The following is a 21497-nucleotide window of genomic DNA, read 5'->3' on the forward strand; positions in this document are numbered from 1 at the left end:
GATTTATGCCGAGGGATAATAATGTTTTGTGGTGGTTTTTCAGCTTTGGGAAACCCGGATACCTGATGTTATCACTAATGTACCTGTTAACTAAACTAATCATGAAAAAAAATATTTATTGTGTTTTATTGCTGCTTTGCAGTATGTGTACCGGCCTATGGGCTCAGGGCAAGCGAGTGGATTCTATCGCACCCCTTTATGTAGGGGCAAAGCTGCCGCGTGCGCTTTTTACTTTAGAGAGTAAGGTGCTTAAAGGCAGGCAACTGTCGTCTAGCTCGCTTTCCAGAGATTTTAATAAGCTGATTATTATTGATTTCTGGGCAAGCTGGTGTGGCTCCTGTCTGAAAAAGTTTCCGCTTTTGGAGAAAATGCAGGAAAAGTATCCTTATGATCTTAAAGTTTTGCTGGTGAATTCATTGGGGACCGGTGATACCGCCACCTCGCTGATTGCAAAGGCTGGGCCGGATGGGGCTTTCGCTGAGATGACTCTGCCTTTTGTGGTGGAGGATGAACTGTTTTTGAAGGCTTTTCCGCACCGGGCTATCCCGCATTATGTCTGGGTAATCGGTGGAGAGGTGGAAGGGATTACTTCAAGTGATTTTTTGACAGAAGAAAACGTGGTAATGATGGTGGAGCGTAACCGTAAGCATGTGCAGACGGTGAGTAAACTAAAGCGGTTTAAGGAGCCAAAGGATTAGTTATGGGCAGGATTATTTTAGTTTTTGTTTTGCTCCTGTCTATTTCAGGGGTGAGGGCGCAGGATGCTTTGAAAGGATTGGTTGTGGATGGAACAGGGAAAGGGATTGCAGGGGTAGTGGTAAAAGCCGGGGCCGGTAGCCAGGTGCTGACCGGAGATGATGGTTCGTTTGCCTTGGGACTAAAGGCAGGTAGGGTTAAATTGTCGTTTTCGGCGATGAACTTTAGAAGGCTGGATACCGTGGTGGTTGTACCTTTTGCAGGTTTGTTTTCGGTAGTGCTTACCGGAAAGGACCAGGAGCTGGGAACAGTGGAAGTGAGTACAGGTTACCAGACCTTGCCCAAAGAGCGGGCGACAGGATCGTTTCTGAAGTTATCGGGTAAGCTGCTGAATGAGCAGGTGGGTACCGATATTATCTCAAGGCTGGAAGGGGTGACCAGTAGCCTGAGCATAGACCGTAAGAGTAATGGGGGTGATGGCTACGGGATTATTATTCGCGGGATCGGTACGCTGCAGGGACCGCGCAGCCCGCTCATTGTGCTGGATAACTTTCCTTATGAGGGGGATCTGGGTAACATCAATCCCAATGATGTTGAAAGCATAACCGTTTTACGTGATGCGGCTGCGGCATCGATATGGGGTGCAAGGGCAGGGAATGGGGTGATTGTGATCAATACCAAAAAGGCCAGGTTTAATGATAAACTTAAGGTATCTTTTTCGGGCAATCTGAAAGTGACCGGAAAGCCTGACCAGTATTACCAGAGCAGGATTAGTGTCAGTGATTTTATAGATCTTGAAAATTATCTTTTTGACAAAGGCTATTACAGCAGCTTTGAAACGGACAATTCGCACCCGCCGCTGTCTGAGGTGGTTGAGCTGCGGATTGCAGCGCGCGACAAATTGATCAGTGAGGCGGATGCGCGTTCAAGGATTGACGCGCTGAGGGGCTATGATTTGCGTGAGCAGCTTAACCGTTATGTTTTTGAAAATGCTACTGCGCAGCAATACAATTTGCAGCTGGGGGCGGGCACGGAGAAAAGGAACTGGCTGCTTTCTGCAGGGTATGATCATAATGTCAGCTCCCTTGCTGCGCCCTTTAGCCGTTACAATGTAAAGGCAGAGCAGAACTTTAAGCTTGGTACCAGGTTAAACCTGACCGGAAACCTGATGCTGACCCTTTCCAATAGTAAGAGCGGCAAGACCGATCCATCGCAAATCAGCTCATCCACCGGCATCCTTCCGCCATATACGCAGTTGGCAGATGGGCAGGGGAATGCGCTTGCAGTAATCAGGGATTACAGGACGGGCTATATTAATACCGCTGGCAACGGGAAGCTTTTGGACTGGTCCTATTATCCGCTGGAAGATTATAAGTATTCCAGCTCGGTAAATAAGGTGAATGATGTTCTGGCATCTTTAAGGGCAGCCTATCAGCTGACCGGATGGCTAAAGCTGGCAGGTACCTACCAATTTGAGCAGCAGGACGGGCAGATAACAACCATTAATAGTCCGCAAAGTTATTATGTACGTAATCTGGTGAATGTGTTTTCTTCCATCGATGCCTCTGGATCGCTAAAGCGGAATATACCCCTGGGCAGTATCCGGGATCAGGATTATTCCTTGCTGAAAGCACATAATGCAAGGGTGCAGGCAGATATCAATAAACTGATGGGCAGACATTCGCTCTCGGGGATCATCGGCGGGGAGATCAGGAGTACCGGGGTTCAGACCAGCACAGGGCGGATATATGGGCTGAATGAGTCCACTTTAAGTACTTCGGTTGTTGATTATTTAAATCCCGTTAAAACCTTTGTTACCGGAAATACCCAAAATGTGCCCAACAGGGATGGTTTGGGAAGAACGCTGAACCGTTATGTTTCCCTGTTTGCTAATCTGGCCTATACCTTTGATGATCGTTATACGCTTTCATTAAGCGGGAGGCGGGATGCTTCCAATCTGTATGGCCTAAATACCAATGATAAATGGAACCCTTTGTTTTCGTCCGGGTTTGCGTGGGATCTTTCAAAAGAAAAATTCTGGGAGGAGGCCTGCTTTCCTTTTTGAAACTCAGGACAACTTTTGGGGCAAGCGGGAACACTGACCCAAGCACAACAGCTGTGACCACCATTACCTATTCGGGCTTCAATTCTGTATTTACCCAAAGCCCTTACGCGCTGTTTAGTAATTATGCCAATCCGGAACTAAAGTGGGAGCGTGTGTTTATGTTCAATGCGGGGCTCGACTTTGCTTTACGTGGAAACAGAATAAAGGGCAGCCTGGAATATTACCGCAAAAAATCTGTTGACCTTTTGGCGCTGACCCCGATAGACTTGACGGCCGGGGTGGGTGCTACGCTAGTGAAGAATTCAGGCGTGATATCGGGGGATGGGGTGGACCTGGAACTCAGCAGCCGCAATATTACGGGCAGGTTCAGCTGGTCTTCTGACTTCTTTTTGAATTATTATAAGGATAAGGTGATTAAGAATTACAACAGCACTTTTAATGGCAGGGGAAGGCTGAACGGGAATGTTTCCTATACCGGGTTTGTGGGATATCCGCTTTACGGGATGATTTCTTTCAAATGGGCAGGACTGGATCCTAATACAGGAGATCCGCAGGGGATATTGAACGGAGCGGTGAGTAAGGATTACAATGCGCTAATGGGCAGCTCGCTTAAATTCGAGGATATGGTATACCATGGTACCGCACTCCCCATATTTACTGGTGGGCTGGGTAATAGTTTCGCTTATGCCGGTTTGACCCTCAGTTTCAGGATGAGCTTTAAGCTTGGGTATTATTTCAGGAAAAATGTGCTCGATTATGGCTCACTCATGATAGGCAGGGAAGGAACGGCTGATTATGCAAATCGGTGGCAAAAACCCGGTGATGAACTGCGGACCAATGTGCCAAGCCTGGTTTATCCCAACTCGGACCTCAGGGATGAGTTTTACTGGGGGTCGGAGGTTAATGTACTCAAAGGGGACCATATCCGCATGCAGTATGTGAACTTAGGCTATGACGTTAGGCTGCCTGGTGGAAAGAAAGCAGCCTTTTCCAAGTTTCAGGTGTTTGTGGTGGCAAGTAATCTGGGGATCATCTGGCGGGCAAACAAGGAGCACATTGATCCGGACTTTAACGGTATACCGGATGCAAAAAGCATTGCATTTGGTTTTAAATCATCTTTATAATCTTAAGCGATATGAAAAAGTTAATATGTTTAAGCATGGTGGTGCTTTTGTTTTGCACCTCATGCAAGAAGTTTTTGGACGAGAAGTCTAACCAGAACCAGGCCGTACCTGAAACGCTGGTTGACCTGCAGGCTTTGCTGGATCAGTACCAGGTGCTAAATTATGTAGACGGGAATGCGGCAGAGATCAGCACGGATGATGTATACCTGAACGATGCAGATTTAGGTGCCAGGCCTGAAAATGAGCGCAATATGTATACCTGGCAGCGCAGTAATATCTTTTTGCAGGACGGTAATGAATGGTTTTATAATTACAGGGCGATTAACCGTACCAATGTCGTTTTAGAGGCTATCGCTAAAATTGGCAAAACTGCCGGTAATGCGGCCGAATGGGACAATGTTAGCGGGCAGGCTTATTTCATCCGGGCGAAAAATCATCTCCGGGGACTTTATATATGGGGTAATGCCTATGGTGAACAGTCGCCCTCAGATTTGGGGGTACCACTCAGGCTGGGGTCTGACTTTAATGTGCCTTCGGTACGGGCAACTGTTGCGCAAGGTTATGTGCAAGTGGTCTCCGATCTGCAAAGGGCAGTTCAGGCGCTTCCCCTTAAAGCGGTACATGTGATGCGGCCCTCCAAGCCTGCGGCATTTGGCCTGCTCGCGCGGGTTTACTTATCGATGCGCAAATACGAGCTGGCAAAGCTATATGCTGATTCCTGTTTATCATTAAAAGCTGATTTGGTGGATTATAATAGTTTGAATGCTGCAGCAAGTTATCCCATTGGCCAATTTAATGTTGAGGTATTGCAGGACAGTTACTTTACTTCTCCAATGCTGAACAATGCAAGGGGAAAGGTCAATCCTGCGCTATATGCGCTGTATGAGGCGAACGATTTGCGAAAAGTTGTATTTTTTAGCGATAACAAAAACGGGACCTATGGCTTTAAGGGAAGCTATGAAGGAAACTCCAATTTCTTTAGTGGGGTGGCTGTGAATGAGGTACTGTTGATCAGGAGCGAATGCCTAGCCAGGGCTGGCAGGCTTTCAGAAGCACTGGCTGATTTGAACCGTTTGCTGCGTAGCAGGTATAAAAAGAACACTTTCATTGACCGGGTAGGGAATGACCAGCAGGCGGTGCTGGCAGATATCCTGCTTGAGCGGAGAAAGGAACTGCTGCTCAGGGGGCTCAGGTGGGTAGATGTAAAAAGGCTGAATATGGAGAATGCGGGTATTTCTTTTAGCAGGAGCTACAAAGGTGTGATCTACCAGCTTAAGGCTAACAGTACGGGCTTTGCCCTTCCAATCCCCGAGCGTGTGATTGAGGTGGCAGGTCTGCCCCAAAATCCTTAAATGCAATGGTGCAGCAGTAACCTGCACCATTGATTAGTGTTACTGCTCTCTGGCAGAAATCAATTCTTGAGAGTCCAGCACTGCCTGGTTGTCTTTACCTGAAAGGTAGGTAGACAGCGAAGTTTCGATGCCAATCGTACAAGGTACTTCCGGATCCCCGCTACATTCAAACGCAGTAGGGCTTCCTGCAGGTTCCCACGAACTGGTCTGGTCAACAGCACCATTGGTGGTTTTGTAATGGTAGTAAGTAGTTTTTTTGTTAGTGAATGCACTTTGTGAGGCGATAAGGCCGAACCCTAATACAAGGGCTGCAAGGCCAAGGTTTAATTTTTTTAACATGGTATTTAGTTTTAAATAATCTCCGTTTTTTGGAGGATAAATGAAGTCGATCTGGTTGGGTGGTCTGGCGATCGGTTGATTTTTTCTGTATTGGATAGGACCGGTATCCGTTTATGCTGGTTACTCTTTGTCACGAACCTCCTGCTTTAGGTGAATAGTTAAGCTAGTTATCGTTAATGCGGTGAATACGAGGTTAAAAATGAGGTGCGATTTCCATCCGAGCGATGTTAATACTCCGCCGCAGCTACATGGCGCCTTGCTGAAATAGTCTGCCAGCACCAGGGAGATATAGGCGGTGAAGGCGAGCAGAAGTACAGTTGAAACCAGCAAACCAATAAGTACGGTCCTTTTGAAACATAGCAGGAGTGCGGTAACAATTTCTGCTGGGATCAAAAAATACAGTAGAAAATCTGCAAGCCAGCCGGGAAAAGCCTGGTTGTGTAGCTGCTGGTCAAAAGCTGAAAAAGTGAAGAGTTTACTGAAGGCGGCATAACTAAATAGCAGCACGAGCAGCGGTGGAACGGTTGATTTAAAAATTGCTTTCATGGAAAAAGAATTATGAAACAAATTAACGGGGATTAGAAAAGTTAAAACAGTATGAGATGGGTAGTATACCCTTTAAAGCGAAGAAGAGATGAAAGAAAGTAAGTCTATGGTTTACCGGTTTTTGCCGCAGGTATTTTTAAGGGCACCCTATTATAGCTTTAGCGGTTATGACCTTTCGCGGTTGCCTGAGGTGTTGCAGGAACAGGCTTTCCGCAATGCAGTATTTTTGGCGAGCGCCGGGTTTTATGCTTTGCTTGAAAAAAAGGAATTTGATTTCGATCAATTGGCGGATAAGGAAAAACATACCCTTTATAAGTATTATAACCGGATGTGCTTCCGGCCAACCCCTTTTGGAAGCTTTTCTTCCTTTAGCTTACTCCAATGGGGGAGCGGCGGGCAGGTCAGGCTTGCCGGAAGCGATGAGTCCATCCTTCATTTATTGCCTGACCAGAAATTTTTGACAAAATTACTTAACAGGGCGGAGGCTGATCTGCCGGACGGAATAATGGTTAACCCTGCGCTTTACCGGTTTAATGACGTTTTCCGCTATACCAAATCATCTATCGATGATAAGGGCCGGTTTAATTTTTCTCTGGAAGGGATTACAGCCGTAAAATTCAATATACAACTGTTTTCGTTTTTATCGTCAAAAAAGGTTTCAAAAAAAATAGTGCTAAGCTGGATCGTGCAGCATGCTGATTGTTCAGCAGAAGAAGCGGAAGAATACATCCGGTTTTTGCTTGATGCCGGAGCGGTTTTCAATGGCACCCAAGCCAAAATAATCAGTGATGAGGTCATTGAGTGCTTCCCTGGCTTCCCTGGTTGGAACGATTTCTGGAAAAATAACACGGTGACTGCTTTATCGGGTGAGCCGGCCCTTTCCGCTTTGGCCGGGGATATCAGCAAAATTGTAAAGGAAAACAAACCTTTTATTAGCCAGCCATTTTATGCGGCCCTGAAAAGGCCTGATACGGTCGGGGGACCGGACAGTTCTGTACAGGAAGAACTCTCCAGAGCAGTGCATGTGATGCAGTTATTGTCAGCTACTGAGCAGCCTGCTGACCTATCCCGTTTTATCCGTGATTTCCGGACCCGTTTCGATCAGGAAAGGGTGCCATTGCTGCTGGCTTTGGATCCCGATGCAGGACTGCATTATGGTGATATGGAACCATCTATGCTTGATCAGGATATCCTGGAAAATATTCCCTTCCCTAAACCTGATGAAGAAAACAGGACCCTTGGTTGGCACGCTTCCCAGCAGTTCATTTTCAAACTCTGGATAGGGGACACCCTTCGCCATCCCTGGTCGCCCCTTCAGATCACTGAGGATGATGTAACCAAACTAAGAGATCATAAAAAGGCAGTATTGCCTTTACCCCAGACGCAGGCACTGATGTACCGCTCGACGGGCGAGCACCTGATCATTGAAAGTTCAGGCGGGGTAACTGCCACCTCGCTAATTGGAAGGTTCTCCTGCTTTAGTGATGCGGTACACCAGTTTTGCCGCGAGCTTGCCGCAATGGAAAGTGCCTCAAACCCGGAGGTTGTTTTTGCCGACATTGCCCAGCAGTCTGATAGCCACGTTGACAACATCAATCGTCGCAAACCCATTTATTCTTACGAGCTACCCCTGAATGTATTTCCTTCGCAGCCGGCTGAACAACTGGTGCTGCCGGGCGAACTCATGCTTTCTCTTCAAGGAGGGGAATTGATATTAGAGTCGTCTAAACTCAACAAAAGAGTAATTCCCCGTCTGGCGACAGCTTATAACTTCCGAAATAACCATTCGCCGGTTTACCGGCTTTTGTGCGACCTGCAATTCCAAGGAGTACAGGCGGGACTTTCATTTAGCCTGGAAAACTTTTTTCCGGGCCTTACTTTTTATCCACGGGTTTGCTATGGAAGGGTGGTCCTGTGTCTTGCGAAATGGAATTTTAAGGAATCAGAGATAGCACTTTTAACGCTTGGGGACAACGCTGATCCAATTAAAGCCCTCGATGGGTTTCGCAAAGAGCACCACCTGCCCCGGCATATCACGGTAGGGGCAACAGACCAGCAGCTGGTTTTTGATCTTGCAAATACCGCTGAGGCAAGGTTTTTTCTGCAATGCATTCATGGTTTAAAGCGGATAACCATTCAGGAATATTTATTGCCTGACCGGTCCGTCCTGTCTGGTAAAAAGCCACTTGCGGGGCAAATGATTGCTTTTCTCTCCCATGAAAATAATATTTATAAATCCTCAGAAAAGGAAAGTACCGCCGTTCATCGTGAAAAGCAACGCGACTTTTTAATGGGGAGCAACTGGCTTTACCTTAAAATTTTTTGCATTCCGCGCGCTTCGGATGAAATCCTGAGCAAGGTTATTTTTCCGTTTATTAAAGGGCAGAAAAAGCGGATCAAAAAATGGTTTTTTATTCGCTACACTGAAAAAGGCTATCACCTGCGCCTGCGCATACAGGCTGAAGAAAGTGATCTTGGGGCGATACTCGTCGCTTTGCGTAAAAAGATTGAATCATCCGGACATGACAAGCTTATCAGGGATTTTCAGGGAGATACCTATAGAAGAGAAATCGAACGCTATGGGGCTGGTCTCATATCAGATGTTGAGGAACTTTTCTGGGCGGGAAGTTATCTTGCTGCACTCTCGTTAACTTTAAAAGGGAAAAATTCCTTCAAACTTAGCGAATTTGAACTGGCCTTGCTATCGGCTTATCGCATGGTCAGCTGCTTTTTTCCATCTCTAGTTGATTCCCTCGATTACCTAGGTAAGGTGACAGATCATTTCATGGCGGAGGTCAGGGCAGATAAATCGCTGAAGGTCGCAATGGATGAGAAATACCGGGAAAATAAATTATTGATAGCGGACTTGCTGGATAGTAGAGAATTATCAAAATATCTTTCGCCACTGTTAAAGCAGATGTCAGTTTTAAACGGGCTGACAAAAAACTATTCTAAAGATAAAAGGATGGAGCTATTGGCAGACCTGGTGCATATGCAACTGAACCGGACTTTCTCCATTAGGCAAAGGCAACAGGAATTGCTCGTTTACCATTGCCTGCAAAAATATGCCGGCTCACGTCTGGCACGCGAAAAATCTTCAGTCTAGTGATCACTTTTATCTCTTTTACTGATAAGTAAAGCCGGCTGGATTTTTTCCCGGAAGGCGGTGCGGTAAGTGCCTCCAATTGGAATACTCACCTCGCCGCTTAGTCTTATCTGTGCATACTCTAACGAATGGATAGCTGCATGGTTGACGATGTAAGACTGATGAATCCTGGAAAAACCCTCAGCAGGCAATTTGGAAAGCACTTCCGCTAAAGTGAGGTAAGTGGTTACTTTTTCATCTTTCATATGGATGATGATGTAATTGCCTATGTTTTCAATATAAAGGATCTCTGCGATGGTGATCCGGTTAAATTTCCCTTTGATGTTGCTTTTCACGAAAAAGAAGGCGCTAGCAGTGGTTTGATTGGTATGACTGGTGAGATTTGAGCGCACCTTGGTAACTGCCTTTAAAAACCTAGTGTAATTGATTGGCTTTAGCAGGTAATCTACCGCATCTTTTTCAAATGCCTCGGGCGCGTACTCGCGGTAGGAAGTTGTGAAAATAATATTACTTGCTGAACCTATCAGGTCTGCCACATCTAGGCCATTGAGTTGTGGCATATCGACATCTAAAAGTACAATATCTGGAGTTTGGATAGTACATAATTCTTCCAACGCTAAAAGCGGGTTGGTTGAGCTGCCAACCAGTTCGAGTCCTGGGGTTTGATTGACGTATTTATCAAGTACTTCAATTGAATGATACTCATCATCAATAATATAACAGGTTAAGCTCATAATTTGAGGATTAAAGTGAGTTCGTAAAATTCGTCAGGCTCATTGATTTCCAGCTTGTAATTGCCTTTGTAAAATGAATCCATGCGGAGCCTGATATTTTGTAGGCCTAGTGCTTTCCGCTGACGAGCGTTCTTTGATTTTTTTAAGTTCCTGCTGTAGAATGTTAGCTGTCCGGTTTCGTTTGTTATTAACTTCAGTAAAGCCGGAGAGGTAATTTCTGTTAGGTTCCCATGTTTGAATATATTTTCAGTTAAGGTAAGCAAGATCAGTGGAATTATTTTGTAATGGCTCAAATCACTACTTAGTTCTATATTGAGGTATATGGGCTCTTTAAAACGGTAACGGTTAATGGCCACGAGATTTCGAATTTGTTCAACTTCTCTATCTAATCTAATTTTTCCATCCGGATCTGCTTCTTCGAGACTAAAACGCATAATCTCAGATAAGAGCCAAATGCAATTTGCCGCATCATCTGAATATTTCTGTGCACTGTTGTAAATGAAGTTCAGTGTATTGAAGAGCATATGCGGATTGATCTGTTGTTGCAGGTAGGCGTTACGTGAGTTGGCAAGTTGGGCTTCCAACTCTGCGTTGTCTTTTTCAATAATCAATTGACGCTTTTCCGCCTCTAACGTTTGTCTTTTAAAAAAAGCAATGCGACCAGAAGACCAATAAAACATCGCCAAACTAGAGAAGTATAATGCTCTCATGATATTTCGCTGCCAGAAATCTTCTGTATAAATGAAAGAATTAGAAGAATAAGCAGGTGAACTAGTAACCAGATAATCAGCACCTGATTTAGTTATTACGTTTAGGCTGAGTAAAACGAGGTACCCCATAATACCTTTGAAATACCGAGGTTTCCTTTCTTTGAAAACGTAATTCAGCAATGCTGCAAATAGATAAAAAAAAGAAATGTTAATCACATAATATACTATATAAATCCAAGGTTTTTCTAAGGTTCCTAAGGCAATATAGACCATTGTCAGTTCATAGGTGATGAACAATGTCCAGCAGATAAAGTGTACCAACAAGAAATTTTCATTAAACTTTTTTACCGCTAGTTTTAACATATCCTATACAATGAAAGCTTTTTTTACTCCAAAAGGTTACGAATCTGTAATAAATATCCTTGCAAGTCCGCAAACTCTTAATTTAATATAAAAAATATAAAATCATGAAAAATTCAACTAAACTTCCAGAGAAAAACACTATCAGAGTAAACAATTTTAAACCTATTATTGATAAGTTCAAAAATCCCAGTATTGACACCAGTATTACCGTCAGCGTAACCAGTACCCATTTGTTAAAAAATTAGTTACAAAGGTATTGGAATTGATCACACCTTATGCTTAAAGATGAATTACATGATATCGAGAAACTGTTATCTACATGGGGAAATTCAGGTAACGATATTGTCATAGAATCGACTTTCCAATCAAAATCCCAACGGCTTTTTGCTGCATGGAAAATGATTGCTTTTTCAGAGATTTCTGATAAGAGCTTAAGGCGTTATTTTTATTATCAGCTTGAGGGTATCCTGAAAATCTCGGATACCCTTTTTAATATGGCAGATATTGAACTTTCAAAAAAAACAAGTGGTCATATTATATTCCTGCTTGACCATTTAAAGCAATATTTCCCGGGCTATTTCAATAATGATGCTATGGCGCCTATAGCCTATCATCAACGCTCAGTTGAAAAATGGAGCACAGATTTTCAGCTGCTGAAAAGCAAACTTAAAAAAGCACAAATAAGCTCAGAGCTGAAAACTTCGGCTTGTAAATGGATAGAGGAACTCAATGAGATCAATTACTCAAGGCGGTATTCTTTTCGGGAAATATCCTATTCTAAGTATATTATTGAGCAAATGCTTTTGATTGATACCTTTTCGGACAAGGCAGATAACAATCTCATCTCTTTTCTTACCAGCGCTAATTTTAACCACCTTGCTTTTTTAGTTTACCGACAGAATAAGATCCGTAAGGAATTGGAAGCTTTCATTTCTTGTGAGGACAAAATCAACTATTTAGCGAATCAGAAGGCTATTGTACTGTCTTTTCCCGAGATGAAAAATCTAGCTTTTAATACTTCATGGCCTTCAATAAAAAGCATGTTAGCAGACTGGTTAAAGGAAGAAATTTTGTTAGCAGAAAAATCTTTGCCAAAGATAAGTGATGTTGTTGTTCCCAAAATACCGTTGGAATTATCTGTTGCACACCTTTCTTGCCTAATCCGTTTATTGTTTGAAGAAAGTGTTTTCGCCACTCAGAACCTTCAGTCCATTTTCAAATGTTTTGCTGGTTATTTTCAAAGTAAAAGACAGGCTGTTATTTCCCCTGGAAGCCTCAGCAAAGAATTTTACAGTATTGACCAGCATACTGCTGCACGTGTGCGTGACTTGTTGCAGCGTATGGTTCAGCGGATCAACCGTAATTTTTTTCCTATGGCCGTTGCAATAAATGCAACAATCCTCTCTTATCTAAGTATGCGCTGAGTTCCCCTAGCCAGTTAAAGCTAAAACCCTCTTTATTTATCAGTCGTTCGGGCATAATAGATGTGATGTCTTTTAGTGTGCTGAAATGCATTGAACTACAAGCTTTACAGAATTCAGTACTAAAACCAAGTCTGTCAATTGGGGTCTGTAATAATTCCTCCTGTTCCATATATTTTTTAATATCTGCAGCTTAATAAAGATAGGAATTTTGTTTCTATTAAGATGTATCTTGTATGGTGTTTCTTTATAGAGGTACCTCTCGCGCATCAATTTGGTTTACTTTACGTTATGAGTAGAGCCAAAAACGACGCGGATAGCGAAAAAGCAAAGCAAGTTTTGAAATTGGTTGGAGAACGAATTCGTTCTCTTAGGGAAGCGAAAGGGGAACGGAACTATGAAAAATTTGCTTTTAAACATGACCTTAACCGTACGCAGCTCTGGCGCTATGAAAACGGCGAAGATTTGTACTTCTCATCTTTGTTGAAAGTGCTTTCAGCATTGGATATTAGCCTTGCTGAGTTTTTTAGCGATGGGTTTGATCAGTCAGTTAAGTGATCTCATAGTGGGATAAATGATCTTCGCAATAAAAACCTTATTAAATCAATCAACATAAGTCGCTTAATTTATACATTGATGATGACACACACAAAAAAAAATATGCATCGGCTCAGGTGTATTCATCAGTGAAGCTGAAAGATATTGAGTTGCCTTGGTTGCTTAAGTGCCTGTCTGTCGCTAAACATCATTATGATCTCCAAAAGCGCACGCCGAATCTATTCTAAACTTAAAAATGCGGTATTATTTCCCTGCTCTAGGGATATTCTGTTAAGAAAGAAATCATCCTTGAATTGAAAATCATGCCTGCATATCCAAAATCTGCTTCAGCAGGAATAACGGTTGTGAAAATCGCTACCGATTTATCTGAGCAAAATTTTTTCGAGCATTCCCCTCAATTCAGGTTCCTTTTCGAATTCTTCCCTGACCAGCTCTATAACTTTTGTGGAATAATGCAGGTAGTAGGACTCAAATTTTTTCAAATTCGCAAATCGGTTGGTTATTTTATGCACGAATATAAAAAACAGATCATTGAACTGATCATCTCCATTGAGCAGCGTTCTGGAAAGATAGTCGGTTGCCCTGATAAATGCCAAAGTCTGCTCATAACTGAAGATGATTTCACCCTCGCCAAAACCTTCAAGCAGTGAATCGATGTCCGGAACATAAAAATATGCCATCACTTCTTTATCATCCACTTCTTTTGCATTGAGGAATATAGTCATTTGCGACTGGGTTGTAATGTAGCCGTATTCCCAATTGTCAGCTCCTTTCGTGAAATGCATTCTGATCGCGCCCATGCTATTATGATTCAGTATACCTTATTGACAAGTAACAATATAAATATTTATGTGACCAATCGAAAACAATTCTGACTAAATATGCCAATTGGAAAAGAGGTGAATCATCCCAGATTATATTGATGGGATCCAATATAGGGGGGTGCTATAGATTTTGTCCTGACTGAGGAGGGGCTGGCAAAGCGTGTTTCTGATACCGATTACGTATACCATTACAACCTGAAAAATCACTTAGGTAATTTAGGTGTAAAAACCAAGTATGAATGATCCCGTCTCACCTGAAACAACTTTGTTTTAAATTGTTGTCCGCCTTTCTGTTGGCAATTTGGTGCAGAGGAGTCAGGTAAATCAGTTTTTCCAGTCAACACTAAAGAATAGTATTTTCTTATACTCCATACTTTCTGCGTTTTGGAGTATTCAATTGGCCTATTAGTCCACTCGTCCTTTTTTTTGGTAATATGGTAAATTGAATCTTTCAATATGTTCAATCATTCGCCACCATTCCCAAAACCTCCAAGGTTTTAGGGTAAAAGTTCGATAAAGATTTTGATCTTTATTCGGATTCTGTTTTTGGAACCGTTCAAATCTTATTTTGCCCACCTTATAATCTAATCCTTTACCGGGTTGTTCAATGTAATTAAAGCTACCATCAATATTTTGATAGCTATAACTTTCTTGCCAAAAATAATTGATGGGTGGTAAGTTGCTAATAGCGACAATCGAGACAATCACTATCGTCCAGATTTTAGTTTTCTTTTTCATGTTATTCTATTTTACAAGGTCCATTACTTCCAGGTACACGCCCACCGGCTTCGTTAATGTCTAAATTAGGATTTTTTACTTTTTGTCCCCGCAAAGCACTTGCCATTCCCGCTGGTGTTTTGGCAAAACCGGCCCCACCTGGTCCACCCAATCCAATTTGGGTGGTTGGGTCTGGGATTGGAATGCCACCTGCCTGGCCCGCCCCGTAAACGAATGCAGAGCAATTATAATCCGTAAAATGGTAATTTTTTGGCGGGTTACTTACATAGTCGATAACTTTCTGAAAATTTTCACCAGTTACATAATATGTTGCTCCAATATTGTATTCTATATCTCCGTTGTCAATGATTTGAGATTTAGAGGATAGCTTGTCTAATCCGTTTCCTGTTGGATAAAAGCCTACAGTTTGAGTAACGGTTTTGTCTCCACTGGTTTTAGTCAATGATATCGCGACATGACCAAAACTGTTTGCCCCGACGTTGAAAGATGTGCCAGGCTGGGGTTCTACAACGTATACCCTGACTACAAATGCTGCATTAGGACTGGGGATGCTGGCAAAACATTCCATCATTTCCATTGGATTGACAGGGGTTTTCTCTTCTCCGGGAAGATTGGATGGTGCCGGCGGGGGAGGAGATGATGTGCCGGAAGTTCCACCGCCGCCGCCTGAGGTTACACTAGAAGAACCTGATCCGACGCCATCATAGTATCCGCCTCCGCCCCCACTATCATCAAAGTATGTAGTAGAGCAGACTTTGGTGGAGTGTACCGTGAAATCTCCTTCTGCATCGATATAGTAGTCCTGTAGCCATGCGCAGGTTGCAACAGCCAGGAGCATTAGTTTTCCCTGAGCTCCGCTAAATGGGTTGAGATCCCTGAGTCCTTGGTTTTTATTCTCGATCAGATCCTTTTGGGAGAATTGCTTGATGAGTCCAATAGGCTTGCCGTTGCTGTACAATCTGCCGCCGGTTAGGTTATAATTGAGGTCGTACTCAAATACCCTCCCGGTAAAATCTGCCGCGCTCGTTTTACGTGTTTTTTGCAGGTAAATGGCTTCCGGAAGTATCTCCAGTATTTTTGCACCGATTTTCCGGCTATCATTATCCTTTAATATAACCAGTTCGCGATATCCCTGTTTATAGCCCTGATAAGTAGGCTGTCCTTCCAAAACAACCGTCCATTTGTTTCGATCATTTGTGGTGTCATTTTGCGCAAGTTTCCAGTCAATCTTGATTTTGGTTAGGACCTTAGCGCTGTCCGGGTTTATTTGAGAGATAAATTCTTTTGCATCTGCCAGGGTCAATGAAACGTTTTGTCCTGGCTTTTCCGCAGAAATATTATGATTGATTGGTTCTTTGCGACATGCGGATATCAGGAAAATAATTACAACTGTAATTTTAAGCTTTGAGTTCATGGTGTTAATTTTTAGTTAAAAACCGATGTTGAATTTTGTGCATTTTGTGTCTGGTGACACATTTTTAGTTTTTTACGTCTGATTCTGCTTAAAGTTTCCCGGCTGATTCCAAGGTAAGATGCGATATTGTTTTGGCTGGTCTGCTGCTCGATATCTGGATGCTGTTCAAGCAATTTTTCATAGCGCAGGATTGGGGTTTGGGTACGCAGGAATATGGCTCTTTCTTCACTCATGATATAGTATTTCTGCGTGACGATCCTGCCCAGTAAATTGCCCTGTGGGAAGTCGGCATAATAGGCATTCAGCTGTTGCCAGCTGATGGATTGCAGTTTGCTGTCCTGAAGTACTTCAATGTACTCATGGGCGGGTTTTTGGGTGAAAAAACTGTAAACAGAGATCATCAGGTCACCTTTTCCCATGAACCAGGTGGTGCACTCTTTTCCATGCTCGTCAATGAAAAAGGCTCGCAGGAAACCACTGCGGATGAAGTACAATCTTCTTGCTGTTTCACCCGGTCTGAGCAGGAGGTGTTTGCGGCTAAAATTTTCTATGATTGCTTCCTGGTTGACCCGGTTTTGCAGTGGGGCAGGAAGGGGTGCGATGAAGCTGAGTGTCTCCAGTAAATCTGCTTCTTGGGTAGGTGTTATTTGCATGGATTGTCGATTGTGTCACAAATCAACATTTCAGTGCATTTACCTTGATAATATTGTCCTGTCGGAAGGATATTATTTTAAACGGTCTTTGTGCCCGTTTTATTATGTTCCGGGGAGTTGACGCTTTTTTGTTTGATTTATTGAATTTAGGGAGAGGAAGAGAAGGGGAAGGGTATGAATCGGGCCGGCTAGCTTTTAAGTTGACGCTTCTCAGATTTACAGATTATCAACTTACCGCTCATGATGGAGATTTCCGACATGGCTAACAATTATGTGCTGATATGATCAAAAAATTATCTTCTGCGCTTTATACAAAAATGAAAGCAGAACTTGAGGAATTCAATGATGACCAGATGGACAAGGTGGATATGCTAAAAAGCGCTGTACTTATTGTCCATCGTTACCTCGATGAGCTAAAACAGGTCATCGAGGAATATCCGTTTGCTGGAGAGGAAGAAGAAATTTGGTTTTTTAAAACAGAAAAACCAAGGTTTTACCGTTGGCTGATCTTTTATACTGAACTATTTAATATCGATTCCACAAGGCCAGCAGGTGGGGGAAAGCGTTTAAATGAACATTACCGTGAACAGATGCGCTACATCAACCGTTTTCTCCGCTCACATGAATTTCAGTACCAGTATTTCCGGTTAGGAACCGATGAACTTGACCATCTTTTCTTTTTGCGCGGCGCAACATCGAAAGACATCCGCCTGAGTTCGGTGCCCACAGTTGATCCTTCGTTCGGGACCGGCCATGAGTACCTTTTTTCAAAGTTCCGGGCCTGCGAGCTCTTAGAAGATTTTTTAAAAACAAAGCTCTCGGCTGGGAAGGGTGCAGGAGTGGAAAAGAGTATAGAGGGTAATCCCCGAATGAAGTGGACCGGGGAAAGCCTTAACCTGATAGAAATCCTTTATGCCCTCCATGGTTCGGGACAGATCAATAACGGCAGGGTGGAACTGTCCGAGATTGCCGGTGCCTTTCAACAGGTTTTTCAGGTTAATTTAAGCCGGTATTTCAGGCGTTTTGCCGAAATCAAACAACGCAAAGGGATGAGCAAGACCAGGTTTTTAGACCAGATGCGTGATGAGCTGATAAAAAAAATAGAAGAAGCTGATGCTTACAGGCAGTAGAGCGAAGTTGCGTGAAAAAAAATGATTCATAATTTAGGCGTTTATTTTTATTCTAGGTGTAGCGGCAGGAACAGTCTGAGCGTTTATAGCTATAAACCAATACCTGAGCAATTCAATGAAAAGATTATTACCGATGATGTTGTTGCTGATTGTGATATCAGCTTGCAAGAAAGAAAAGCAGGGCGATTACTCCGAATCGATTACCAAAGGTGAAAAATGGGGTATCAGGATCGGAAGCACCCAGGCCGAGGTATATGCCCAGCTTCAGAAGGCTGGTCCGGCGCTCGATTTTCAAAATGTTGCCATATATGGGCGCAAACCCTACAGCGCTCCGGAAAAGCTGGCAGAGATTATCCCCTTTTATTATGCGCTGACCATCTATAGCAATAGCGGTACTTTAGACCGCGCAGTATTGCTGTTCAGTGGCGATAAAGTTCAACAGATTTCTACCGGTGGCGGGCTTACTACAGAAGTGATGAGATGGCCCGAGGGCGCATCTGATGATACCGCAATTAAGCTAGATGATCCTGTGGGTAATATAGGGGCAAAACTGATAAAAATCCACCAGTTGCCGGCTTATGCCAACTACGGTTTTGTGCTTTCAGACAAACCTTTGAATAAACCCTTCGATCCTGATCTTAACAACTACAGCGACTGGCAGTTTGTATTTTCTGATTTCGTAAGTTCTAGTGTCAGCGGGACTTCAACGGTAAAACTGCACTTTAGCGCAGGCAGATTGGAGCGGATGGACCATGACTACCGAGAAGCGCAGATTTTTAATTGATAATCAGAAAAGTCTATAAACGCAAAAGGCGGCAAAACTTGAATTTTGCCGCCTTTTGTATATATGCTGATGGCTTATTTAGCCAATGATGCCATTTGAACAGTCTGCTGATTGCTCATCTCTGTTTTTAAGGCTGCAAAGCGGTCCAAATTTAATTTTTGTGTTTTTCCCATTACCAGAATGTGGTTTTGAGTATCGCCTTTTAATTTTAAATCTGCTTTACCTTCTATTACTGTATATAAGCTTTCTGTTTTCGAGTTGATTTCGGCAACTGCGTTTTCTTTTAAGAATAACTGAAGATATTTGGTATCCAGTTTGCCTTCTGTTTTTACCACTGCATTTTCAGAGGCCTGTACCCTGTAAATATTTTTTACATAAACAGTGATTTTTGCTACATCATTACTCATAGAGGTAATTTTTAGTGCGTCTCCATCCTGGATCACTTTTACACTTCCTGTATTGTCCTCATTGTAGCTTACACCTTCCTTTTGGCGCTGTACTAGGGTAACTTCTACATTTCCACCAACAATAACTTTACTGAAGTTGTTTGGTGCGGAAACTTTAGTGGGTTGTTTTTCATCAGCCATTACGCTTGTAGTAAAAATAGATGAAGTTAAAACGATTGCTGCTAAAAGCGATTTTGTCAAGGTTTTGATTGAGGTTTTCATAATGCTGTTGTTTATTTTTTTAAATAATATTTTGTTTCTGTTTTTGTAGATAAGACGTCGTTGATGACAAAACGTTGCACCTAGAAACACGGTATTATACCAACGCATGGAATTTCTCGACCAATGACTGTTTTAAGCTGTTGAAACGTAAAATTATTTTTCCTGACCTTAATGATAATTGGGTGCAAGGATATTGATTTGCTATCGGTTGACTGCCCATAAGTATATTTTCAATTAGATAGGAAGCAGGCTATCTGTTCAACTAATAATTACCTTGCGCGGCAAATGGATGGACAGTGTATCGTTAATATGTAGCTGGTCTAAAGGTTAACCCCCTGGAAAATCTCGGCGTACAACTTCCTTTTTAGCAGTAGATTTTCCAGAATTAAAAGGCTTTTCTATTTTAACTTAAAATATTGCTGAAGATTTTACACTTGTTATAAATCATCAATTGGTCAACAGGCTGTTGACCAATTACAAGTTAATAGATACTCAATTACAGAAAATCACCCGACCCTACAAATACCATGGGGGCTTAACATTTTGATTTTCAGCAAGGCAGAAGATCAAAACGAGGCCATTTTGTATACCAAGGAAACAATTGAAAATGGGTGGAGCAGAGATGTCCTGGCCCTGCAGATAAAATCCAAGTTATATAGTAAACAAGGCAAAAGCGGTCACAAACTTTAAAAGTACACTAACCAAATCCCTTATCGGATTTAGCACAACAAACTTTGAAAGATCCATATGTCTTTAATTTCCTTACATTTAGTAAGCCATTTCAGGAAAAAGATCTAGAGAACAATTAATTACGCACATAACCAAATTCTTGTTGGAATTAGGTAAGGGGTTACCAACATACATAAGGAGTTGAACAGGCTCCAAATGGATAGCTTTTTCTTAACAGGCAGATAATAAGGCTGTCCATAAAGTATTTAGCTAATTAACTTAGCTATCATATCTAGCCCAGGCACCTCATAGTTGCATAGTAATATTACCGCCGCGTCTTCATCTGGAATTCTGGAAAAATTACTTCTAAATCCCCAGACTGCCCGCTATGCGAAACCGTACGTTTCTTTTGTGTGTATTTCGGTGAAAGTGGTTTTTCGTCACTTGGTGAAAACCTATAAATGAGATACACTGTTTGATTACATCCCTAGTTGCGCGTTGAGCTTTTCGAGTTTGAAAATTATTCTTTTAGAGTCGGACCTGGAATTCTTCACTAAAAGTGACGATGATCCAATATATTAATCAAGAAAAAATAACAGATTTAAGCCACATGGTTAGCAACTATTGTAAAAATCTAAATTTTAGCTAAATTACAAGATGAAAATTAGCTCTCAACATTATCATTCCATCGTGCCTAATCCATCAAGGCAAGTCGGGCACTTAGGTTTCGAACCAATATTAATCCTTAAAGGTTTGTGCGGGTAAACTGGTAATGGACCTGGTGGACAACCCAGGAATGGAAACTTTGGGTTACGGATCGTTCGCCCCTACCGATAACGTAACAGGATACAATATGGTACAAATTCAGGATGCACTCCGCAAGCAAAAGACACTACACAATGGAGAAATAAACTTTTTTACGACTACCAAAATGATACAGAACAAAATCTCGAACCACTTTTTAATTATTGGGCTTCTTTTTAGCCTACTGGTGATGGGCGCCCCCTCGTGTAAGAAAACAACAGACCATGCGATGGAAGGTGAGTTTTACTTTGTCAACAGTACCTCACACCAGATAACTTTTAGTACTGGGTTTGAGAAGTATAACCTGGCGGCAAAAGCTACCGGTCCCATTTTCACTGTTTCTGATATAGGGGACAAGGAAATAACAGCGGGTTCATTTTACACGCCATTCATCAAAGAAAAAGCTTATAGTATACCGCAACAACCTATAATCATCAGATTTGATAACCAAAAGTGTATCAGCATCAACGGAAACAGCGGAACACACAACATCCTAGCTATCAATAGCTACAACAATGAAAAGATTGGTGAGCGCAAATACAGATTCATCTATACTTTTACTGAGGAGGATTATAACCGCGCCACGCTATGCCAATAGAACGTCATCATGTTTTTCAGGTTGGGGTATTTCCCAACCTGAAAATTTTAATTTTTTCAATCAAATCCCTTCCCACAGCTTGAATAGGGTTTGGTATTGAGCGTGAAAAAAAAATATTGCACTTCGGCATAAGAACCTACACTGGCCAGTTACCGCTTTCAAAAAAGCAAAGAATACACCTGGATGTTACCCTCCTATAAA

Annotated in this window: 20 protein-coding genes; 11 read left to right on the forward strand and 9 right to left on the reverse strand. The window is 42.5% G+C overall.

Annotation, left to right across the window (positions count from 1 at the left end; genetic code table 11):
• The first annotated feature begins 101 nt into the window (after positions 1-101).
• Genes H9L23_RS02275 through H9L23_RS02290 form a run of 4 tightly spaced genes read left to right on the forward strand, consistent with a single transcriptional unit; the run spans position 102 to position 5237 of the window.
• Complete coding sequence (locus H9L23_RS02275) at positions 102-698, forward strand: TlpA family protein disulfide reductase (RefSeq protein ID WP_187593474.1); 597 nt, start codon at positions 102-104, stop codon at positions 696-698.
• Positions 699-700: 2 nt separating this feature from the next.
• Positions 701-2761, forward strand: a complete 2061-nt coding sequence (locus tag H9L23_RS02280; RefSeq protein WP_187593475.1) for a TonB-dependent receptor plug domain-containing protein — start codon at positions 701-703, stop codon at positions 2759-2761.
• A complete protein-coding gene (locus H9L23_RS02285) occupies positions 2758-3885 on the forward strand; it encodes a SusC/RagA family TonB-linked outer membrane protein (protein ID WP_187593476.1) in 1128 nt (375 codons plus the stop codon). The genes H9L23_RS02280 and H9L23_RS02285 overlap by 4 nt, the downstream gene beginning before the upstream one ends.
• Before the next feature lie 11 nt (positions 3886-3896).
• Positions 3897-5237: a RagB/SusD family nutrient uptake outer membrane protein gene (locus H9L23_RS02290; RefSeq protein WP_187593477.1), complete on the forward strand. Its 1341-nt coding sequence runs from the start codon at positions 3897-3899 to the stop codon at positions 5235-5237.
• A 39-nt stretch (positions 5238-5276) separates the two neighbouring features.
• Here the strand turns inward: H9L23_RS02290 and H9L23_RS02295 are convergent, their stop codons facing one another.
• On the reverse strand, positions 5277-5576 hold the full coding sequence (locus H9L23_RS02295; protein ID WP_187593478.1) for a hypothetical protein: 300 nt from the start codon (positions 5574-5576) through the stop codon (positions 5277-5279).
• A gap of 120 nt (positions 5577-5696) precedes the next feature.
• Positions 5697-6122 (reverse strand): MauE/DoxX family redox-associated membrane protein, encoded by a 426-nt coding sequence (locus tag H9L23_RS02300; RefSeq protein ID WP_187593479.1) that lies wholly within the window; start codon positions 6120-6122, stop codon positions 5697-5699.
• Positions 6123-6210: 88 nt separating this feature from the next.
• Between H9L23_RS02300 and H9L23_RS02305 the strand changes: the two genes are divergently transcribed.
• Complete coding sequence (locus tag H9L23_RS02305; protein WP_187593480.1) at positions 6211-9228, forward strand: lantibiotic dehydratase; 3018 nt, start codon at positions 6211-6213, stop codon at positions 9226-9228.
• Here H9L23_RS02305 and H9L23_RS02310 read toward each other — a convergent pair.
• Positions 9225-9962, reverse strand: coding sequence for a LytR/AlgR family response regulator transcription factor (locus tag H9L23_RS02310; protein ID WP_187593481.1), 738 nt, complete (start codon positions 9960-9962; stop codon positions 9225-9227). The genes H9L23_RS02305 and H9L23_RS02310 overlap by 4 nt on opposite strands.
• Complete coding sequence (locus H9L23_RS02315) at positions 9959-10672, reverse strand: sensor histidine kinase (RefSeq protein WP_187593482.1); 714 nt, start codon at positions 10670-10672, stop codon at positions 9959-9961. Before H9L23_RS02315 ends, H9L23_RS02310 begins: the two co-directional genes overlap by 4 nt.
• A gap of 638 nt (positions 10673-11310) precedes the next feature.
• On the opposite strand from H9L23_RS02315, the gene H9L23_RS02320 reads away from it, so the two are divergent.
• Entirely contained in the window at positions 11311-12459 is a 1149-nt protein-coding gene (locus H9L23_RS02320) for a hypothetical protein (RefSeq protein WP_187593483.1), read from the forward strand.
• 288 nt (positions 12460-12747) lie between these two features.
• Complete coding sequence (locus H9L23_RS02325) at positions 12748-13014, forward strand: helix-turn-helix domain-containing protein (protein ID WP_187593484.1); 267 nt, start codon at positions 12748-12750, stop codon at positions 13012-13014.
• 362 nt (positions 13015-13376) lie between these two features.
• On the opposite strand, the gene H9L23_RS02330 is transcribed toward H9L23_RS02325, so the two are convergent.
• From H9L23_RS02330 to H9L23_RS02345, 4 genes are all read right to left on the reverse strand, one after another.
• A complete protein-coding gene (locus tag H9L23_RS02330; protein ID WP_187593485.1) occupies positions 13377-13739 on the reverse strand; it encodes a hypothetical protein in 363 nt (120 codons plus the stop codon).
• Positions 13740-14243: 504 nt separating this feature from the next.
• On the reverse strand, positions 14244-14576 hold the full coding sequence (locus tag H9L23_RS02335) for a hypothetical protein (protein WP_187593486.1): 333 nt from the start codon (positions 14574-14576) through the stop codon (positions 14244-14246).
• Position 14577: 1 nt separating this feature from the next.
• Entirely contained in the window at positions 14578-15990 is a 1413-nt protein-coding gene (locus H9L23_RS02340) for a hypothetical protein (protein WP_187593487.1), read from the reverse strand.
• Positions 15991-16001: 11 nt separating this feature from the next.
• Positions 16002-16643, reverse strand: a complete 642-nt coding sequence (locus H9L23_RS02345) for a Crp/Fnr family transcriptional regulator (protein ID WP_187593488.1) — start codon at positions 16641-16643, stop codon at positions 16002-16004.
• A gap of 281 nt (positions 16644-16924) precedes the next feature.
• On the opposite strand from H9L23_RS02345, the gene H9L23_RS02350 reads away from it, so the two are divergent.
• On the forward strand, positions 16925-17773 hold the full coding sequence (locus H9L23_RS02350) for an RteC domain-containing protein (protein WP_187593489.1): 849 nt from the start codon (positions 16925-16927) through the stop codon (positions 17771-17773).
• A 115-nt stretch (positions 17774-17888) separates the two neighbouring features.
• On the forward strand, positions 17889-18557 hold the full coding sequence (locus H9L23_RS02355) for a hypothetical protein (protein WP_187593490.1): 669 nt from the start codon (positions 17889-17891) through the stop codon (positions 18555-18557).
• 74 nt (positions 18558-18631) lie between these two features.
• Here H9L23_RS02355 and H9L23_RS02360 read toward each other — a convergent pair whose 3' ends face one another.
• Positions 18632-19225, reverse strand: a complete 594-nt coding sequence (locus H9L23_RS02360; protein ID WP_187593491.1) for a GIN domain-containing protein — start codon at positions 19223-19225, stop codon at positions 18632-18634.
• 450 nt (positions 19226-19675) lie between these two features.
• Between H9L23_RS02360 and H9L23_RS27025 the strand changes: the two genes are divergently transcribed.
• Positions 19676-19915 (forward strand): DUF1016 N-terminal domain-containing protein, encoded by a 240-nt coding sequence (locus tag H9L23_RS27025; RefSeq protein ID WP_223191075.1) that lies wholly within the window; start codon positions 19676-19678, stop codon positions 19913-19915.
• 751 nt (positions 19916-20666) lie between these two features.
• Positions 20667-21296: a hypothetical protein gene (locus H9L23_RS02370; protein WP_187593492.1), complete on the forward strand. Its 630-nt coding sequence runs from the start codon at positions 20667-20669 to the stop codon at positions 21294-21296.
• Positions 21297-21497: the final 201 nt, after the last annotated feature.

It is taken from the genome of Pedobacter roseus (genome assembly GCF_014395225.1).
Taxonomy (GTDB): Bacteria; Bacteroidota; Bacteroidia; order Sphingobacteriales; family Sphingobacteriaceae; genus Pedobacter; species Pedobacter roseus.

What these genes read in the sequence shown, in the direction of transcription:
- H9L23_RS02275 (WP_187593474.1), top strand. Translation starts at nt 102, where the DNA reads ATGAAAAAAAATATTTATTGTGTTTTATTGCTGCTTTGCAGTATGTGT.
- H9L23_RS02280 (WP_187593475.1), top strand. Translation starts at nt 701, where the DNA reads ATGGGCAGGATTATTTTAGTTTTTGTTTTGCTCCTGTCTATTTCAGGG.
- H9L23_RS02290 (WP_187593477.1), top strand. Translation starts at nt 3,897, where the DNA reads ATGAAAAAGTTAATATGTTTAAGCATGGTGGTGCTTTTGTTTTGCACC.
- H9L23_RS02295 (WP_187593478.1), bottom strand. Translation starts at nt 5,576, where the DNA reads ATGTTAAAAAAATTAAACCTTGGCCTTGCAGCCCTTGTATTAGGGTTC.
- H9L23_RS02300 (WP_187593479.1), bottom strand. Translation starts at nt 6,122, where the DNA reads ATGAAAGCAATTTTTAAATCAACCGTTCCACCGCTGCTCGTGCTGCTA.
- H9L23_RS02305 (WP_187593480.1), top strand. Translation starts at nt 6,211, where the DNA reads ATGAAAGAAAGTAAGTCTATGGTTTACCGGTTTTTGCCGCAGGTATTT.
- H9L23_RS02310 (WP_187593481.1), bottom strand. Translation starts at nt 9,962, where the DNA reads ATGAGCTTAACCTGTTATATTATTGATGATGAGTATCATTCAATTGAA.
- H9L23_RS02315 (WP_187593482.1), bottom strand. Translation starts at nt 10,672, where the DNA reads ATGAGAGCATTATACTTCTCTAGTTTGGCGATGTTTTATTGGTCTTCT.
- H9L23_RS02320 (WP_187593483.1), top strand. Translation starts at nt 11,311, where the DNA reads ATGCTTAAAGATGAATTACATGATATCGAGAAACTGTTATCTACATGG.
- H9L23_RS02325 (WP_187593484.1), top strand. Translation starts at nt 12,748, where the DNA reads ATGAGTAGAGCCAAAAACGACGCGGATAGCGAAAAAGCAAAGCAAGTT.
- H9L23_RS02330 (WP_187593485.1), bottom strand. Translation starts at nt 13,739, where the DNA reads ATGACTATATTCCTCAATGCAAAAGAAGTGGATGATAAAGAAGTGATG.
- H9L23_RS02335 (WP_187593486.1), bottom strand. Translation starts at nt 14,576, where the DNA reads ATGAAAAAGAAAACTAAAATCTGGACGATAGTGATTGTCTCGATTGTC.
- H9L23_RS02340 (WP_187593487.1), bottom strand. Translation starts at nt 15,990, where the DNA reads ATGAACTCAAAGCTTAAAATTACAGTTGTAATTATTTTCCTGATATCC.
- H9L23_RS02345 (WP_187593488.1), bottom strand. Translation starts at nt 16,643, where the DNA reads ATGCAAATAACACCTACCCAAGAAGCAGATTTACTGGAGACACTCAGC.
- H9L23_RS02350 (WP_187593489.1), top strand. Translation starts at nt 16,925, where the DNA reads ATGATCAAAAAATTATCTTCTGCGCTTTATACAAAAATGAAAGCAGAA.
- H9L23_RS02355 (WP_187593490.1), top strand. Translation starts at nt 17,889, where the DNA reads ATGAAAAGATTATTACCGATGATGTTGTTGCTGATTGTGATATCAGCT.
- H9L23_RS02360 (WP_187593491.1), bottom strand. Translation starts at nt 19,225, where the DNA reads ATGAAAACCTCAATCAAAACCTTGACAAAATCGCTTTTAGCAGCAATC.
- H9L23_RS02370 (WP_187593492.1), top strand. Translation starts at nt 20,667, where the DNA reads ATGGACCTGGTGGACAACCCAGGAATGGAAACTTTGGGTTACGGATCG.